This is a genomic window from Gordonia sp. NB41Y (genome assembly GCF_030718915.1).
Classification (GTDB): Bacteria; Actinomycetota; Actinomycetes; order Mycobacteriales; family Mycobacteriaceae; genus Gordonia; species Gordonia desulfuricans.
Genome location: NZ_CP132196.1, coordinates 2,500,179 through 2,517,008, shown reverse-complemented (window position 1 = coordinate 2,517,008; position 16,830 = coordinate 2,500,179). Strand labels below are relative to the sequence as shown.

Annotated in this window: 16 protein-coding genes and 1 tRNA gene; 9 read left to right on the top strand and 8 right to left on the bottom strand. The window is 68.5% G+C overall.

Features of this window, described 5'->3' with window-relative positions:
* Positions 1–159: 159 nt before the first annotated feature.
* The 3 genes from Q9K23_RS10910 (at position 160) to Q9K23_RS10900 (ending at position 3,508) form a co-directional block, all read left to right on the top strand.
* On the top strand, positions 160–1,854 hold the full coding sequence (locus Q9K23_RS10910) for a sodium:proton antiporter (RefSeq protein ID WP_053777022.1): 1,695 nt from the start codon (positions 160–162) through the stop codon (positions 1,852–1,854).
* Between the two features lie 88 nt (positions 1,855–1,942).
* On the top strand, positions 1,943–2,839 hold the full coding sequence (locus Q9K23_RS10905; protein WP_152972707.1) for a hypothetical protein: 897 nt from the start codon (positions 1,943–1,945) through the stop codon (positions 2,837–2,839).
* A 63-nt stretch (positions 2,840–2,902) separates the two neighbouring features.
* Positions 2,903–3,508: a putative glycolipid-binding domain-containing protein gene (locus Q9K23_RS10900; protein WP_020792791.1), complete on the top strand. Its 606-nt coding sequence runs from the start codon at positions 2,903–2,905 to the stop codon at positions 3,506–3,508.
* 71 nt (positions 3,509–3,579) lie between these two features.
* Here the strand turns inward: Q9K23_RS10900 and Q9K23_RS10895 are convergent, their stop codons facing one another.
* Entirely contained in the window at positions 3,580–4,482 is a 903-nt protein-coding gene (locus Q9K23_RS10895; protein ID WP_261977859.1) for a prephenate dehydrogenase, read from the bottom strand.
* A gap of 163 nt (positions 4,483–4,645) precedes the next feature.
* Here Q9K23_RS10895 and Q9K23_RS10890 point away from each other — a divergent pair, with 163 nt between their 5' ends.
* The 5 genes from Q9K23_RS10890 (at position 4,646) to Q9K23_RS10870 (ending at position 7,708) form a co-directional block, all read left to right on the top strand.
* Positions 4,646–5,185, top strand: coding sequence for a tRNA adenosine deaminase-associated protein (locus Q9K23_RS10890; RefSeq protein ID WP_020793121.1), 540 nt, complete (start codon positions 4,646–4,648; stop codon positions 5,183–5,185).
* Between the two features lie 38 nt (positions 5,186–5,223).
* Entirely contained in the window at positions 5,224–5,658 is a 435-nt protein-coding gene (locus Q9K23_RS10885) for a nucleoside deaminase (protein WP_053777055.1), read from the top strand.
* Between the two features lie 96 nt (positions 5,659–5,754).
* Positions 5,755–6,021 (top strand): hypothetical protein, encoded by a 267-nt coding sequence (locus Q9K23_RS10880; RefSeq protein WP_020790234.1) that lies wholly within the window; start codon positions 5,755–5,757, stop codon positions 6,019–6,021.
* Positions 6,022–6,110: 89 nt separating this feature from the next.
* A tRNA-Ser gene (locus tag Q9K23_RS10875) sits at positions 6,111–6,201 on the top strand.
* A 145-nt stretch (positions 6,202–6,346) separates the two neighbouring features.
* Positions 6,347–7,708 (top strand): TIGR01777 family oxidoreductase, encoded by a 1,362-nt coding sequence (locus Q9K23_RS10870; protein WP_053777024.1) that lies wholly within the window; start codon positions 6,347–6,349, stop codon positions 7,706–7,708.
* 93 nt (positions 7,709–7,801) lie between these two features.
* On the opposite strand, the gene Q9K23_RS10865 is transcribed toward Q9K23_RS10870, so the two are convergent.
* From Q9K23_RS10865 to Q9K23_RS10845, 5 genes are read right to left on the bottom strand one after another with little or no spacing between them, the layout of a single operon-like run.
* Positions 7,802–8,383, bottom strand: coding sequence for a lipocalin family protein (locus tag Q9K23_RS10865; RefSeq protein ID WP_020790233.1), 582 nt, complete (start codon positions 8,381–8,383; stop codon positions 7,802–7,804).
* 37 nt (positions 8,384–8,420) lie between these two features.
* Positions 8,421–9,083, bottom strand: coding sequence for a fasciclin domain-containing protein (locus tag Q9K23_RS10860; protein WP_053777025.1), 663 nt, complete (start codon positions 9,081–9,083; stop codon positions 8,421–8,423).
* Positions 9,084–9,135: 52 nt separating this feature from the next.
* The gene (locus Q9K23_RS10855; protein ID WP_053777026.1) at positions 9,136–9,639 is read right to left on the bottom strand and encodes a hypothetical protein; all 504 of its coding nucleotides are present in this window, start codon (positions 9,637–9,639) and stop codon (positions 9,136–9,138) included.
* Between the two features lie 55 nt (positions 9,640–9,694).
* Complete coding sequence (locus tag Q9K23_RS10850) at positions 9,695–11,350, bottom strand: nitrite/sulfite reductase (RefSeq protein WP_020790238.1); 1,656 nt, start codon at positions 11,348–11,350, stop codon at positions 9,695–9,697.
* Positions 11,347–12,177 carry a sulfurtransferase gene (locus Q9K23_RS10845; protein WP_053777027.1) on the bottom strand — a complete coding sequence of 277 codons (831 nt, stop codon included), beginning with the start codon at positions 12,175–12,177 and terminating at the stop codon, positions 11,347–11,349. Before Q9K23_RS10845 ends, Q9K23_RS10850 begins: the two co-directional genes overlap by 4 nt.
* Positions 12,178–12,477: 300 nt before the next feature.
* Between Q9K23_RS10845 and Q9K23_RS10840 the strand changes: the two genes are divergently transcribed.
* Positions 12,478–13,503, top strand: a complete 1,026-nt coding sequence (locus Q9K23_RS10840) for a DUF4234 domain-containing protein (RefSeq protein WP_261977848.1) — start codon at positions 12,478–12,480, stop codon at positions 13,501–13,503.
* A gap of 34 nt (positions 13,504–13,537) precedes the next feature.
* Here Q9K23_RS10840 and nuoN read toward each other — a convergent pair whose 3' ends face one another.
* Both nuoN and Q9K23_RS10830 read right to left on the bottom strand, forming a co-directional pair.
* Positions 13,538–15,253 carry an NADH-quinone oxidoreductase subunit NuoN gene (gene nuoN / locus Q9K23_RS10835; protein ID WP_020790673.1) on the bottom strand — a complete coding sequence of 572 codons (1,716 nt, stop codon included), beginning with the start codon at positions 15,251–15,253 and terminating at the stop codon, positions 13,538–13,540.
* Positions 15,250–16,830, bottom strand: coding sequence for an NADH-quinone oxidoreductase subunit M (locus Q9K23_RS10830; protein ID WP_020790672.1), 1,581 nt, complete (start codon positions 16,828–16,830; stop codon positions 15,250–15,252). The genes nuoN and Q9K23_RS10830 overlap by 4 nt, the downstream gene beginning before the upstream one ends.

Genomic DNA, 16,830 nt, shown 5'->3' with positions numbered 1-16,830 from the left:
CTCGACGCCGGGGCAGAAATCGCCCCTCACCAGGCGAACCGCCCGGACTCGGATGTCCGCCGCACGGACATCCCCCGGGCGGTTCGCGCCGTCGGAGATCGTTCGGTCGGTCGATTCGAGTCCGACGGAAACGGACACCGGCTGACAGAATCTGTCCTCATGGAATTGCTGATCCTCGTCCTCGTCGGCGCCGTGATCGTCACCGCGATCGCCGACCGGCGTGGCATGCAGCCCGCGCTGATCATCGTCGTCGTCGCCCTGGCGGTCTCGTTCATCCCGGGTATGCCGCACGTCGAACTCGAATCGGAGATCCTGCTCACCGTCGTGCTGCCGCCGCTGCTCTACTCGGCGGCGCTGGGCTTCTCGGTGCCCAACTTCATCCGCAACATCAAACCGATCCTCGGCCTCGGAGTCGCGATGGTGGTGATCACCGCCTTCGCCGTCGGCTGGATCACGTCGCTGGTGCTGCCGGAGTTCACCTTCGCGCTCGCCTTGCTGCTCGGCGCCATCGTCGCCCCGCCCGACGCGGTCACCGCCGTCGCGATCGGCCGCAAACTCGGTCTGCCCAAGCGGCTGATGGCCATTCTGACCGGTGAGAGCCTGGTCAACGACGCCGCGGCGCTGTCGCTGTTCGCGATCGCCATCTCCCAGATCGCCAGCACCCATGCCTTCATCGAGAACCCGTTGCTGCTGTTCGGCTACAACGCCGTACTCGGCCCGATCGTCGGGCTCGTCGTCGGCTTTCTCACCCTGTGGATTCGCCGTCATCTGCAGAACCCGGCACTGGAGACCGTGCAGGGCTTCGTGGTGCCGTTCGCCGCCTTCCTCGCCGCCGAACACATCCATGCATCCGGGGTGCTCGCGGTGGTCGTGGCCGGCTTCGTCGTCGGATCGGGGTCGGTACACGCCGGCTATCAGACCCGACTCCAAGAACGCTACGTCTGGCATTCGGTGGACGTCTTGCTCGAGGCGTTCGTCTTCGCGTATATCGGTCTGCAACTCAGGTTCATCGTCGAGGATCTCCGCGAGGCGCGAGAATCGTTGTGGCACATCATCGTAGCGTCGCTGTTGGTGCTCGTCGTGGTGTTGGTGGTGCGACCGCTGTGCATCTTCGTGATGTTCGGGCGTGGCGTGGTCAGCAGGCGCCTCGACAGCGCCGTCGACGTCGAGGTGCCGTCCAATCCGCGTCGGCCCGCCGCCGGTCGCAGCGGCGCGAAACCGTCTGCGCTGCGGGAGAAGTGGCGCAAACGCATCGACAACCGTCCGCTCACCTGGCAGGAGTCGACGGTGGTGGCGTGGACAGGGATGCGTGGCGTGGTCACCCTGGCGGCGGCGTCCGGTATCCCGCTCACGATCGCCGACGGGTCACCGTTCCCGGAGCGTTCGGCGATCCAGGCCATCGCGTTCGTCGTCGCGGTGGGCACCATCCTCATCCAGGGACCCACCCTGCCGTGGCTGATCGCCCGGGTGCACCTGCGCAACGAGGACGAGGAGCGCTACGACTTCGAGCAGACCGCCAAGGCCGAGGAGATCGTGCACTGCGCCGCCGACGCGGTGATCGACGACTTCGTGCACAACCCGCCCGCCGGACTCGACGAGGACACCGTCGCCTTCATCAAGGAGACCGTCGCCCGGCAGTCCCGTGACGCCGAGGAGATGCCCGACCCCGAGGCGCACACCGCCCGCAACGACGCCTTCGCGGCGCTCTACCGGGATGTGCTGGCGGCGCAGCGGGACGCCCTGGTCGACCAGCGCGACGCCGGGGCCGTGGAGGACGAGGCGGTGCGCGCGATGCTCGAGCGTCTCGACCTGCAGGAGGCCGGACTGTCGGCGCGCCTGGAGAGCCGCCTGTAGCGGGCGCACCCGGTGTCGGCCCGTAAGGTCGTAGAGAAGACGACCGGGCACGACGCGATGTCCGGGACCGGATTCGATGGAGGGCACGATGGCAGGGCCCGACGGGCGGCCACACGGTGGCGGATCATCCGCAGTGGGTGGACCCGCTGCCGGTGGATCCGAAGGTGGCGGATCCGGGGGCACGAAGGGTCCGCGCGACGACTACCGCGTCCCCCTGCTGCCCGGCGGCTACCCGCCGCTCGGATACTCGCCGACCGGTGCGCCCCGCTTCACCCCCGCCGACCTCGGCACGGGCATCCCGGGATCGGCGTCCGGTCCCACTGCCTCCGGCCTCATGACCCCGGGCTCGATCGGACCGGGCTCGCCTGCCGCGTCGGCGACCGGTTCTCCGACAACCCTGTCCGGACCGGCCCCCGGATCTCCGGGCGGCCCCGCCGGACCTCCGGGCGGTGACGGACCGACCCCGCCGCCCCGCCGCCTCTTCGGCATCGAACCGGGTGTCGGGACCACCGTCGGGGTGTTCGTCGTGGTGGGTGCGCTGGTCGTGGGACTGCTGCTGGTCGCGGTGAACTCGCTGCGCGACCGGCCGGAGGAGATCACCCTGCCGCCGGCCACGATCACCGACGAGTACACCCTGCCGACCCTCACCCCGAACCGGACACCCACGCCCAGCCGACCGCGGACCACCCGGCCGACGGTTCCCGGCGGGGGAGTCGGTCCGGTCGGCGAGTCGGTCACCTACACGGTGACCATCGAGGGGTCGGGCACCATCCTCTACGTCGACGACACCGGCGTGCACACCGAGTTCAGCCCGCCGCCCACGTGGACGCTGACCTTCACCGCCGACACCAATCCGCTGCGGCTGGTGGTGGTGGTCGGGCAGGGATCGTCGGCGCAGTGCTCGATCAACGTGGGGCAGGAGCAGGTGGTCACCGACACCGTCGCAGCCGATTCGACGAGGCGAACCGCCAGCTGCATCGCCTGATCGTCGTGGTCGTTTTGCGGTGCTCGTGGTGTGGGCGCGGCCCCGGGTCGCTACCGTGGTCATGTGAGTTCTCCGCAGACAGCCGGCCAGACGTCCACCGCCGGCGACCTCAAGACCCTGCTCACGTGGCGCGGCGACGAGGGTGTCAACCGCCTCGAGCAGGTTCGGCTCAACGTCAACGGCGCCCGTGTCAAGGCCTACGGACGCATCATCGCCGCAGCCCACGGCGATCAAGAAGCCTTCTCCTGCTCCTATGAGCTGGTCACCAACGACGCCGGTGTCACCAAGCGGCTGTCGATCCACCTCGTCCGCGCCGACGGCGAGAGCCAGATCGGGATCACCCGCGACGAGGAGAACAAGTGGCTCGTCCGGGCCGGTGGCGAGATGATCCGCAGTGACTTCGACGGTGCCGAGGACGTCGACGTGGCGCTCTCGCCGATGTTCAACGCACTGCCGATCCGCCGTCACCGCCTCGTGGGCGGCACCGGATCCGTCGAGGTCCCGGTGCTGTACGTGTACCTGCCGTCGTCGCGGATCGAACCGGCGACGCTGACCTACACCGCCGGCCCCGACTCCATCACCGTGGATTCCCCGGTCGCGAACTCGGCCCTGACCGTCGACGAGAACGGGTTCGTCATCGACTACCCGGGCCTGGCCACCCGCGTCTAGGTCCCGTCCGCGTCCGGTGCGGTCCGCGTCGGGCGCGGTCCCGCCAGGGGCTCCCGGCCGGGTCGTCCCGACTAGTCGTCCCGGCCCAGCCAGACACGCCCCTGATGGGCCTGCCTGCGCATATCGGCCTGCCATCCGGGCGCGCCGATCTCGACGTCGGCGATCAGTGCACGCGGCGACTGCGCCATCGACTCGTAGGCCAGCCGGGCGCGATGCCCGTCGTCGACGAGGATGCTGGTGGTCCCGTGATCGCGCAGCTCGTCGCGGGCGGCGATCAGCCGGTCGATGGTCTCGCTGAGCACATTGAGGACCGCGACCCCGTTGGCCTCGATCATCGCCCGCTGCAATGCCGGTGCGGTGCCGGCCACGCGGGTGCCGTCGCGGAAGCTGCCGGCCGCCAGCCGCAGCGCCAGATCGCTCTCCCCGGCCCCGACCGTCGCGGTGGCCGCCGCGGTCAGATGCGGTAGGTGCGAGATGGCCGCGACCGCCCGGTCGTGGGCATCGGCGGCCGCCGGTACCACCGCGGCGCCCAGCAGCAGCGCGATGTCGGCGACGGTCTCCCAGTCGGCGGCGTCGGTGGTGTCCTCGGTGGTGACCATCCACATCGCGCCGGTGAAGAGTGCCGGGTCGGTGGCCGCCCACCCGGAGTGGTTGGTGCCGGCCATCGGATGCCCGCCGACGTAGCGGGCCTGCGGGTGCACGCGGTGGACGATCTCGGCGACCGGACGCTTCACACTGATCACGTCGGTGACCAGAGCGCCGGGTGCGTGCTCGGCGATCGCCGCGAGGATCGGCTCGATCGTGGTGACCGGGGTGGCCAGCACGATCACCGCGTCGGAGTCCGCGGCGCGGCGCAGGGTGGCGACCAGATCGGTGGACGCATCATGTCCCGACGCGGTGGCGGCCTCGACGGTGGCCGCAGAACGATTGTGGCCGAACACCTCTCGGCCCGCATCGTGCAGCGCGCGCATCATCGATCCGCCGATCAGTCCGAGTCCGAGGATGCACACCGGCCGGTTGGGGAGCTCAGTCACGCCCTCCAGATTTCCACACGCGCGGTGTCCGGGGCACGGCAGTTCGGCGGATGTGACCATTCGGGACTTGGGGAGGACCCCCGATTCCGGCTACCGTGACCGCATGGCAGGTGCCGGCGCGGTTTCGGGTTCCAACAGCAAGGACGTCGTCGACGGCGTCGAGGGTTTCGCGGTCGCGGTGGTCCGCGAGGACGCGAAGTGGAAGGTGACGGCACTCAAGGAGCCGGCGCTGTCCGACCTCGCCGCAGCCGAACGGCAGTTGCTCGAATTGCGCGCGGCGGGCGCGGTGTTCGGGTTGCTCGACGTCGACGACGAGTTCTTCATCGTGATCCGGCCTGCCCCCGGCGGCGCCCGGATGCTGATCTCCGACGCCACCGCCGGAGTCGACTACGACGTCGCCGCCGACGTCCTCGAGGCCCTCAACATCGATGTCCCCGACATCGACCCCGATGAGCTCGACGACGTCGACCCCTGGGAGGAGGGGGATCTCGGCATCCTGTCGGACCTGGGATTGCCCGATGCGGTGATGGGCGTCATCGTCGGCGACACCGACCTCTACGCCGACGAGCAGATCGGGATGATCGCCGCGCGTCTGGGCTTCGCCGACGAGCTCGGGCGGGTCCTCGACACCCTCGGTCACTGATGCCCGGCGGCGCGAGCCGGCAGGTCGTGTGGGAGGCGATGATGACCTCCGCGCTCGAGGCGGCCGCGCTCTCCGGGGGTGACGACGTCCCGATCGGGGCGGTGGTCTTCGATCCCGACGGGGTGGAACTGGCGCGGGCGGCCAACCGGCGCGAGGCCGACGCAGACCCGACCGCCCACGCCGAGATCCTCGCGCTGCGGGCCGCGGCCCACGCCTTCGGTGACGGCTGGCGGCTGCCCGGCTGCACCCTGGCGGTGACCGTCGAACCGTGCACGATGTGCGCGGGGGCCATCTCGCTGTCGCGTGTCGAGCTGTTGCTCTTCGGTGCCTGGGAACCCAAGACCGGGGCCGTCGGATCGCTGTACGACGTGGTGCGCGATCCGCGACATCCGCACCGGCCGCAGGTGCGCGGCGGCATCCTCGAAGAGCCGTGCCGCGCCCTGATGGTGGACTTCTTCACCGACCGCCGGTAGCGGTTGTCGCCGGAGTGGTGCGCTGATCGGTCGTCGGTGGGAGGCTGGTGAGGGGCCGGGGAATCCGGCACATCATCCAGACCACAGGAGGACGCCATGTCCGATGCGACGGACAAGGTCAACGAGGTCATCGGCACCGCGAAGGACAAGATCACCGAGCTCGCCGGCAACCCCAAGGTGAACGAGGCGATCGACTCGGCCAAGGGCAAGCTCTCCGAGCTGGCCGAGAACGAGAAGGTCAACGAGGTCATCGGGACCGCCAAAGAGAAGATCGACGAGCTCGCCGCCAACCCCAAGGTGCACGACGCGCTCGGCGCGGCCAAGGGCAAGTTCGACGAGCTGAAGGGCAAGCTGGGCGGCTGACATCGGCCCGGCGAGGGCTGATACCGGCGATTCACCTCGCTGACCAGCCGATTTAATGCTCAGGCAGGTGCTGCGGTACAGTTTTCCGCGGTGGCGTGTCCGAGCGGCCGAAGGTGCAGCACTCGAAATGCTGTGTGCGGTAACCCCGTACCGAGGGTTCAAATCCCTCCGCCACCGCCAGAAATGGCCCCGTACTCTCGATGAGTACGGGGTCATTTCTTGTTCCCGCGCCCTGCAGTCCTGGGGCGACCGACCCGGGGCCTCAGACATAGGCAACCGCAGATTCGCCGGCCACGCTGGGGCGGTCCGCGTGAAGGGAAGCACGATGGGTATCGAGTATTCGAGTGTCGTCGACGCGCCACCGGATGAGGTGTTCGCCTGGCACGGCAGACCGGGCGCGATCCGGCGGCTGGTGCCGCCGTGGCAGCCGATGCAGGTGATCGAGGAGGCGTCGTCGTTGGCCGACGGCCGCGCGATCCTCGGGCTGCCCGGGGGTCTGCGCTGGCCCGCCGACCACCAACCCGCGGCCTACGACCCTCCGTGGCGGTTCGTCGATGAACTCGGCCGTGATGGTCTGGCCTCCCTCCCGGTCGGTCTGGTCGGCCGATGGCGACATGACCATGTGTTCGAGGCGGTCGATCCGGGGCGGACGCGGGTCGTCGACCGGGTGGACACGCCGATCCCTGGGAGATTTCTCCGGCAGACGTTCCGATACCGGCACCGGCAACTCGCCGACGACGTCGATGCCCATCATCGGGCACGGAGCTGGGCCGCGACCCCGGTGACCGTCGCCGTCACCGGCGCATCCGGGCTCGTCGGCAGTGCACTCACCGCCTTTCTGACCACCGGTGGGCATCGGGTCGTCCGACTGGTGCGGCGACCCGCGTCGGGGCCGGACGAACGGTACTGGGACCCGATGGATCCGGCCGACCACCTCCTGCAGGGGGTCGACGCCGTCGTCCATCTGGCCGGCGCGTCGATCGCCGGTCGCTTCACCGGCGGCCACCGCACCGCGATCCGTGACAGCCGGATCACACCCACCCGGTTGCTGGCCGAGCGCGCCGCGGTCAGCGGCGGACCGGGTGTGTTCGTGTCGGCGTCGGCGATCGGGCTGTACGGCTACGACCGTTGCGACGAGCTTCTCGACGAAAGCAGTTCTCGCGGTTCGGGATTCCTCGCAGACGTGGTCGCCGGCTGGGAGGCGGCGACGTCACCGGCGCAGGCGGGGGGCCTACGCGTCGTGCAGGTGCGCACCGGCATCGTGCAGTCCGGGCGGGGTGGCACGGTTGCATTGCTGCGCCCGTTGTTCACCGCGGGTATCGGCGGCCGGCTCGGCGACGGCCGGCAGTGGACGTCCTGGATCGACATCGAGGATCTGGTCGACGTCTACCACCGGGCGATTCTCGATCCGGAGCTCGCCGGACCGGTGAACGCGGTGTCACCCGAACCGGTTCGGAACGACGAGTACACCCGGACCCTGGCGCGTGTACTCAACCGACCGGCGTTGTTGCCGGTGCCGTCGCCGATCCCGGAGTTGCTCCTGGGCCGACAGGGCGCGCGGGAGTTGGCCTTTGCCGACCAGCGGGTGCAACCGCGTCTACTGCTCGAGCGCGGTCACGCCTTCCGACGCCCCGATCTCGAGGACAGCCTGCGTCACCAACTGGGCCACATTCGTGGGTCGGGGTGACTGCGCGGCCGCGGTCGTCGGAGCCGAACGCACGAGTGGCCGGTGACCTCACCGGGTCACCGGCCACCTCGACGGGTCAGGCCCTCGGCCCGCTCACACGGTGCACAATGGCTTGATCTCCTGTAGACCCTGCGTGGTCGGCGACGTCAGCATCAGGCACGAGTTGTACCCCGAGGCCTCGACGACTCGACGGATCTTCTGCCAGGCCGCCTTGTCGACCGCCGGAGACCGGGACAGGACGAAGCCGGACACACGGCTGGGATCGCCGACGAGTGCCCAGGAGTAATCATCGGCGAGGTAGGTCACCAGGTAGTTGCTGGGTCCGTCGAGCGACTCCTGCGTGGGCACTCCGGGGAAGGAGACGTGCAGTGACGCAACGCCGTTGACGCGTGCGTTGCCGACGATCCCCCGCCGCTGGCCGGTGATCGTCGTACACGAATTCTCCACGCGCACATCCCGTTCACCGAGGAGGGTGTACTTCGCGGTGGTGTCGCGCACACAATCCAGGTTGTAGGGCGCCGGATTGGCGGCGAGCTGATACCACGTCCCGACGTAGCGTTCGACGTCGAGTTGCGGTACCGGTGTCAGCGGTCCCGCGTGAGCGGGAGCGGCGGACACCGCGAAACCGGCCGCGGCGAGGACTGCGGTGAACAGTCCCAGAACAATTCTCCTCATCGGATCTCCGTTTCTCGATGCCTCGTGGATGCGGTGATCACTGCGGGGGCAGCAGCACGCCGTCGATCAGGTACACGGTCGCGTTCTGGGTCTTGATACCACCGCAGACCAGGCCGGCATCGTTGAACTTCAGACTGTCTCCGGACCCGGTGACGGTGACCTTCGCGCCCTCGACGGTGGTCTGGTCGCCGGCGATGTCGGCGGGTGCGATCTGACCCGGGATCACGTGGTAGGTCAGGACCGAGGTGAGCAGGTCGGAGTCGGTCTTGAGCTTCTCCATCGTGGCGGCGTCGACCTTGGCGAAGGCTTCGTCCACCGGTGCCAGGACGGTGAACTGGCCGCCGTTGAGCGTCGACACCAGGTTGACGTTCGGATTGAGCTGCCCGGACAGTGCCGCGCTCAGGGACGTCAGTACCGGGACGTTGCCTGCGGCGGTGGCCACCGGCTGATCACGCAGCTCCGCCACCGAGCCGGGGCCGGTGGGGACCTGCTGTGCGTACGCGGCGCATCCCGGTCCGACGAGCTCGGTCGCCGATGGGATGGTGCTCGTCGCCATGGAGGAGGTCGACGTCATTTCGGACGCCATCGAGGTCGACTCGGCGGATGTGGTCGTGTCCTCCGAGGAGCATGCGGCCAGACCGATCACCGCTCCTGCGGCGATAACGCTCAGCGCCAAGCTCTTTCGTGTCCTGTTCGCCATCGTTGATCAACTTTCTGTGTGGAGGGCCCGGCGGGCCCGGCACGGTGGTGGGTCACAGGGCCATTCGCTGCCATCGACGATCCGGATGGGTCGAATCGAAGAATTTCTTTCGGCCGGTGGCCGACGATGTGGCGAGCATGGTGGCCGACGACGCGGCGAGCACGGTGACCGAGAGCTCTGAAGGTGCTCCGATCGGGGTGTGCCGCCGAGAGCCGGGGTTCGCCATGCCGGGGGTCGCGCGCAGCGAGATCACGACCCCGCCGACGCCGAGCCGGCCGGGTATGGGGTGCGAGGACGACGGTGGCGGACCACCGTCGATGTCATCCAGATCCGCGCCGGTGAACAGTTGTCGACGGTCGATGACCGCACGATGGTGCGGCGAGTGGTGGGCGCCGAACCCGACGAGATGCAGCAGCGCCCGGCTTCTGCTCAGTGGATGCAGGGGTGGACCGCGATGGTCGAGGCGGCCCGAGGACGCTCGGTCCCGCACCTGGGCGATGGGGATCAGCGGTGGCTTGTCGCCGCCCGGAACGAGTCGGCTCGTGGCGGAACGCACAGTGCACAGCCGCTCTCGCGGTAAGGCGAAAGCGGCTGTGCGGGAGTCGTTGTGATCAGCGGAGCTTCGGTTCGTCGGCGCGGCCGACCCACGTGGCGAAGGTCTCGTCCGGCAGTCGTTCCCGGAGGTAGTGGGTGACCACGCGGGTCACGTAGTCGTGCAGATCCGACGAGAGCACCTTGTGTCCCCGCAGTTTGCGTCCCATCCCCGCGTCGAAGCCCAGGCTTCCGCCGAGATGTACCTGGAAACCGTCGACGATCTCGCCGTTCGGTGCGGCGACACGCATCCCCTTCAACCCGATGTCGGCGACCTGGATGCGGGCGCACGAGTTCGGGCAGCCGTTGAGGTGGATGCTGATCGGGGTCCCGAGCTCGCCGGCGATGCCGGCCAGCGACTGCTCGAGTTCGGTGATCAGTTGTGCTGCGCGGTGTTTGGTCTCGACGAGGCCGTACTTGCAGTACTCGATCCCGGTGCACGCCATGGTCGAGCGACGCCACGGTGACGGCTCGACGGCCAGGCCGATCCGGTCGAACTCGCCGGTGAGCTGTGCGACGTGATCGTCGTCGACGTCGAGCACGACGAGCTTCTGCATCGGGGTCAGTCGCACCCGGTGGGAGCCGGCGGTCTCGGCGGCATCGGCGACGGCCCGCAGCTGTGTACCGCTCGACCGGCCGGCGGTGGGTGCGGCCCCGATGGCGTTGAGCCCGTTCTTCTGTGGCTGTACCCCGACATGGTCGCGGGGTCGCGCCAGTCGGGTCGGACCCGGACCGTCGGCGAGTGTGCGGCCGAGGTACTCCGTTTCGAGTACGTCGCGGAACCGCTGCGCACCCCAGTCGGCGACGAGGAACCTCAGTCTGGCACGGGTCCGGACCCGACGATATCCGTAGTCACGGAACACCGACACGATCCCGGCCCACACCTCTGGTACGTCCTCGCTCGGCACCCAGGCGCCGAGCCGGACGGCGAGCATCGGGTTGGTCGATAGTCCACCACCCACCCAGACGTCGAAGCCCGGGCCGTGCTCGGGGTGGTCGACGCCGATGAAGGCGACGTCCTGGATCTCGTGTGCGACGTCCTGGAGTCCCGACACCGCGGTCTTGAACTTGCGCGGCAGGTTGGAGTACTCGGGATTCGCGAGCAGGAGATCTCGCAGTGCGGTCAATGCCGGTGTCCCGTCGAGGACCTCGTCGGCGGCGATTCCGGCGAGCGGTGACCCGAGGATGACTCGTGGTGTGTCACCGGCGGATTCGCCGGTCGTCAACCCGACACCCTCCAGCCGGCGCCAGATCTCCGGTAGGTCCTCGACCCGTATCCAGTGGAGTTGGATGTTCTGGCGGTCACTGATGTCTGCGGTGTCGCGCGCGAACTCGGTCGAGACGTCGGCGATGGTGCGCAACTGTTCGGTGGACAGACGGCCGCCGTCGACCCGCACGCGCAACATGAAGTACTCGTCTTCGAGGTCGGCGATGTCCAGGGTCGCGGTCTTGCCGCCGTCGATGCCGGGTCTGCGCTGTGTGTAGAGACCCCACCATCGGAAGCGGTTGCGGAGGTCGGTCTTCTCGATGCTCGCCCACCCCCGCTCGGAGTAGATCTCCTCGATCCGGGCACGGACGTTCAATCCGTCATCGTCGGCCTTGATCTGCTCGGCGTCGTTGAGGGGGACCTGTCCGCCGACCGCCCACTGACCTTCGTCGCGGCGTGTCCTGGTCACAGTTCGACGGGGACGCCCACGAGCGAGCCGTACTCGACCCAGGAGCCGTCGTAGTTCTTGACGTCGGACTGACCGAGGATCTCGTGCAGCACGAACCAGCTGTGCGCGCTACGTTCACCGATGCGGCAGTAGACGATGGTGGGGCTGTCGTCGAGCGTCACGCCGGCATCCTGGTACAGCGCCGTCAGCTGCTCCTCGGGGAGGAAGGTGCCGTCCTCGGCGACCGTCTTCGCCCACGGGATGTTCTTGGCGGTGGGGACGTGGCCCGGCACCTGCGGCTGTTCCTGCGGGAACGAGGCCGGGGCGAGGATCTGGCCGGTGAACTCGGCGGGTGAGCGCACGTCGACGATGGTCTTGGTGCCGATCGCCGCCTGTACCTCGTCGCGGAATGCGCGCAACGTGTGGTCACGTTCGGAGGCGCGGTACTCGGTCCGCGGATACGCCACCTCGATGGTGCTCAGCGGGCGGCCGTCGAGTTCCCACTTCTTGCGGCCGCCGTCGAGGAGGCGGACGTCCTGGTGTCCGTAGATCTTGAAGTACCAATAGGCGTAGGCCGCGAACCAGTTGTTGTCGCCACCGTAGAGGATGACGGTGTCGTCGTTGTCGATGCCCTTGCGCGACAGCAACTCCTCGAATCCCGCACGATCGATGAAGTCTCGTCCGACCGGTGCACGCAGATCGTCGCGCCAGTCCAGTGCCACGGCACCGGGCAGGTGATCGGTGGCGTAGGCGTCGGTGTGCTCGTCGACCTCGACAAAGGCCACCCCTGCCGAACCCAGACGGCTCTCCGCCCAGTCGGCGTCGACCAGAACGTTTTCTCGACTCATTGTTCCTCCATGCGCTATTTGATCGTGCACTAACTAGTTGTAGGCGACAGTTCTTGGAGAGGTCAACGAGAGGCGCGACTTCCGCTCACGCTGAGCGAAAAGATTCGGACGTCGGCCCGATCGACAAGCCGTCGCCGTGACCTGCGGATCGGCTCCGCCGTGACATGCGACGCGTGGAAGGCGTGATGATCGCGTTCGGGGATCGGCGAGACAAGGGATAGGGGAGAACGCCCGATTCGGGGTCCACCGTTCGCACGATATCGCTGGTCCCGGCCCCGCTGGTGGGGGATGATACGACGCGTGAGCACTCCGCAGAACCCGGAAGACGAGCAGCGACCGGCCGGTCCATCGGAAGCGACCACCCGTCTGAACCAGAAGTACACGCCGCCGACGCCGATTCCGTCGGACGGCGGTGCAGCGGCTCCGCACCATCCGCCGCAACCGTCACCGGATGCCGCGTCGGAGGCCAAGACGGAGTTCGTGTCGCGTCCGGCCCCGCCACCGCCGAGTGCGGCGCCGACCGCGGTCTACACCAAGACCGGCGTTCCGGCGGATGCGCCACGGCACGCGGAGCCGCCCCGGCATCAACCATCCCCGCAGCAACCGCCCCAGTATCAGACACCTCAGCATCAGACACCTCAGCATCAGGCGCCCCAGCATCAAGCGCCGCAGGGTCAGCCGCCCCAGGGGTACCAGCCCGGACCGCCGCCGCAGTTCCGCCCGGGACCGCCGCCGCAGTTCCAGCCGGGACCGCCGCCCGGTGTTCCCGCATCCACTGCGCCTGTACCCGGCGCTTCTGCACCCGGCGCTCCTGTACCCGGCGCTTCTGTGCCGAATGTGCCCGCGCCGCATGTCCCGCCGCCGTCGGACGGTGTGCCGGCCCATCTCGCATCGCAGCAGCCCGCCCCCGGTGCGGGGCGTCCGGTGGCCGACGGGCTGTCGATGAAGCATCGCAATCCGCTCGGCGTGTGGATCGGTCTGCCGCTGATCACCTTCGGCATCTACGGGCTGGTCTGGTACTACAAGATCCACAAGGAGATGGCGCAGTTCGATCCGCGCAAGGAGATCCCGGTGGCAGGGCCGCTGCTGGTGATCATCTTCCTGGGTTGGACGATCATCGCGCCGATCATCAGCTACAACAACGCGGGCAAGCGGATTCGTGATGCGCAGCGTGCGGCGGGGCTTCCCGAGACGTGCAACCCGCTGCTGTGCTGGCTGCTGATGTTCGCCTTCGGTCTCCACACCTGGTACATGCAGACCGAACTGAACAAGGTGGTCGACCGCTACGGCGTCGAACCCGGAACCCAGGTTCCCCTGTTCGTCTGACAGATGGTCCTGTTCGGTTGGGCCGCAGCAGTTCTCACAGGAACGACGCCGCGTTGCCGACCAGGTCCAGCAGTGGCTGCGGGTAGAACCCGAGGACGATGGTGACCGCGGTGCACACCGCGATCGGCACGGTCGTCAGCGGGCTCGGCCGCACCACGTGCGGGGCGTCGAGGGGGACGTCGTCGAAGAACATCGCGACGATGATCCGGATGTAGAAGTAGGCGGCGATGGCACTGCCGATCACGCCGATCACGACGAGCACCGCGCCGCCGTTTCCGGCGACCGCGGCGAAGACGTCGAACTTGGCGATGAATCCACTGGTCAGCGGGATTCCGGCGAAGGCGAGTAGATACATCGAGAACATCGCGCCGACCAGCGGATAGCGGCGGCCGAGCCCGGCCCACTGGTCGAGTCCGGTGGCCTCCCGCCCGGACAGATGCGGTCCCGACACCCCGGCCCGCTTTCCCGCGTGCACCGGCTCACGCACCACCGCGGTGGTCGCGAATGCGCCGAAGGTCGAGAAGGCATATGCCGCAAGGTAGAACAGCGTCGCCGACAATCCCGGCTGATCGGTGCGGCCGGGATCGAAGGCGATCACCCCCAGCAGGATGAACCCGGTGTGGGTCACCGACGAGTACGCCAGGAGGCGTTTCACATCGGACTGGGTGACCGCCATGACCGCCCCGGCGATCATGGTCAGGATCGCCACCGCCCACAGCACCGGACGCCACTCGTCGACGAGCGGGCCGAACGCCACCCAGAACACCCGCAGGAGCGCGCCGAAGGCGGCGATCTTCGTGGCCGCGGCCATGAAGGCCGTCACCGGCGTCGGAGCACCCTGATACACATCGGGCACCCACGCGTGAAACGGCATGGCGCCCACCTTGAACAGCAACCCCACGGCCAGCATGGCCAGGCCGATCACGGCGAGCCGGGTGACGTCGGTGCCCCCGGCGCCGAGCGCGGCACCGATCTCGGCGAGGTTCAGCGATCCCGTTGCGCCATAGGCGAAGGCGGCGCCGAACAGGAAGAACGCCGACGAGAACGCGCCCAGTAGAAAGTACTTCAGCGACGCCTCCTGGGAGAGCAGGCGGCGACGGCGGGCCAGTGCGCACAGCAGATACAGGGGCAGCGAGAACACCTCGAGCGCGATGAACATGGTCAGCAGGTCACCGCACGCGACGAACAGCATCATCCCGCCGACGGCGAGCAGGGTCAGGGGGAACACCTCGGTGGTCACCCCGCCGGCGCGCGTCGCCTCGAACTCGTTGTCGGAGTTGGGCACACTCGCCCCCGATGGGGTGAACAGGTCGGCGTCGGCGCCCTCGAGGGCCGCCTGCGCGGCCGCACCGGGTCCGTTGCTGAACCGCCTCGACGGTGCCACCACACGTTCGAGGCCGCGTTCGGCCATGAATGCCACCGCGAGCACCGAGATCACCAGCAGCAGGCCCTGCAGGAACATGGCGGGACGATCGAGCACCACCGCCCCGGACATCGCGGTACGGCCCTGACCGCCGTCGCGGGTCAGGATCACCGCCACCCAGATCACCGCGGCCAGCGCGGCCACCAGGCCGACCAGCGACAGCACCGGCTGAATCCGCCGACGTCCCGAACGCGATGCGAAGGCCTCCACCAGCACACCCGCCACCGCGACCCCGAAGACGATCAACATCGGTGAGAGCAGCGAGTATTCGACATCGGGCGGGGTGATCGCCGCCAGTGTGGTGACGGTCGTGGGATCGGGGGTCATCGCGCACCTCCGGACTCGGGCTGCACCGTCGAGATCGTGTGATCGACGACGGGATCGATCAGGTCGAGCAGCGGCTGCGGATAGAAGCCGAGGACCAGCAGGAGGACGAGGAGCGGTGCCACCACCACCCGCTCACGCAGCCGCAGATCCGGCATGGCCGCCCGCGCCGCGCCCGGTCCCTCGACCGGCCGGACCGGCCCACCCATCATCCGCTGATACAGCCACAGGATGTAGATCGCCGACAGCACCAGCGCGCTCGTCGCCGCCACCGCCGCCACCGGATACCGCGTGAACGTACCCACCAGCACCAGGAACTCACTGACGAACGGGGCCAGGCCGGGCAGGGACAGCGTCGCCAGTCCGGCCACCAGGAAGGTGCCGGCGAGGACCGGTGCCACCTTCTGCACTCCGCCGTAGTCGGCGATCATCCGGCTGCCGCGCCGCGACACCAGGAACCCCGCGATCAGGAACAGTGCGGCGGTGGAGATTCCGTGATTGACCATGTAGAGCGTGGCCCCGCCCTGGCTCTGCGGGGTGAGCGCGAAGATCCCGACGATGATGAACCCGAAGTGCGAGATCGAGGTGTAGGCGATCAGCCGCATCACATCGGTCTGCCCGATGGCGAGGATCGCGCCGTAGACGATGCCGGTCACCGCGAGGGTGATGATCAGCGGCGCAAAGGTCTTGGATGCCTCGGGGAACAGCAACAGACAGAACCGCAGCATCGCGAAGGTGCCCACCTTGTCGACCACCGCCATCAGCAGCACCGCCGACGCCGGGGTGGCGGCCACCGCGGAGTCGGGCAGCCACGAATGGAACGGCCACAACGGCGCCTTGATCGCGAAGGCGATCATGAACCCGCCGAACAGCAGCATCATCACACCGGAATCGGAGTGCAGCCGACCGTCGGCGACGGCGTCGGCGATGGCCGGCAACCCGAAGGTCCCGTGCCCGCCGACGCCGATCGACGCGTTCGCGGTCACCACGTACAGTCCGATCACCGCCGCGAGCATCAGCAGCCCACCGAACAGGTTGTACAGCAAGAACTTCACCGCGGCCGCCGAGCGCGCCGGGCCGTTGCCGAACCCGCCGATCAGGAAATACATCGGGATGAGCATCGCCTCGAACACGAGGTAGAACAGCAGCACATCGGTGGCGACGAAGCTCATCACCACCATCGCCTCCACCGACAGCATCAACGCGATGTAGACGTGCGGCCCCTTCTGCCGCCGCCCACCGGCGTGATCCAGCGAGCCGGCGTGGTCGGCATCCGGCCACCCGGCCACGATCAGCAGCGGTAGCAGCACCGTGGTCAGCAGCACGAGGACCAGTCCGATGCCGTCGAGACCCAGCTGATAGCGCGCACCGAACGACGGAATCCACTCCACGTCCGAGCGGAACTGGTAGCGTGCGCCATTCGGATCGAACCCGACGGCCAGGCCGATCGAGACGGCGAGTGTCACCAGGGATCCGGCGAGGCCGATCCACTTCGCCACCTCGGCACGCGAGGCCGGCACGGCGAGCACTCCCACCGCGGTCACGGCCGGCACCAGCCACAGGACGGTCAACCAGCTCAT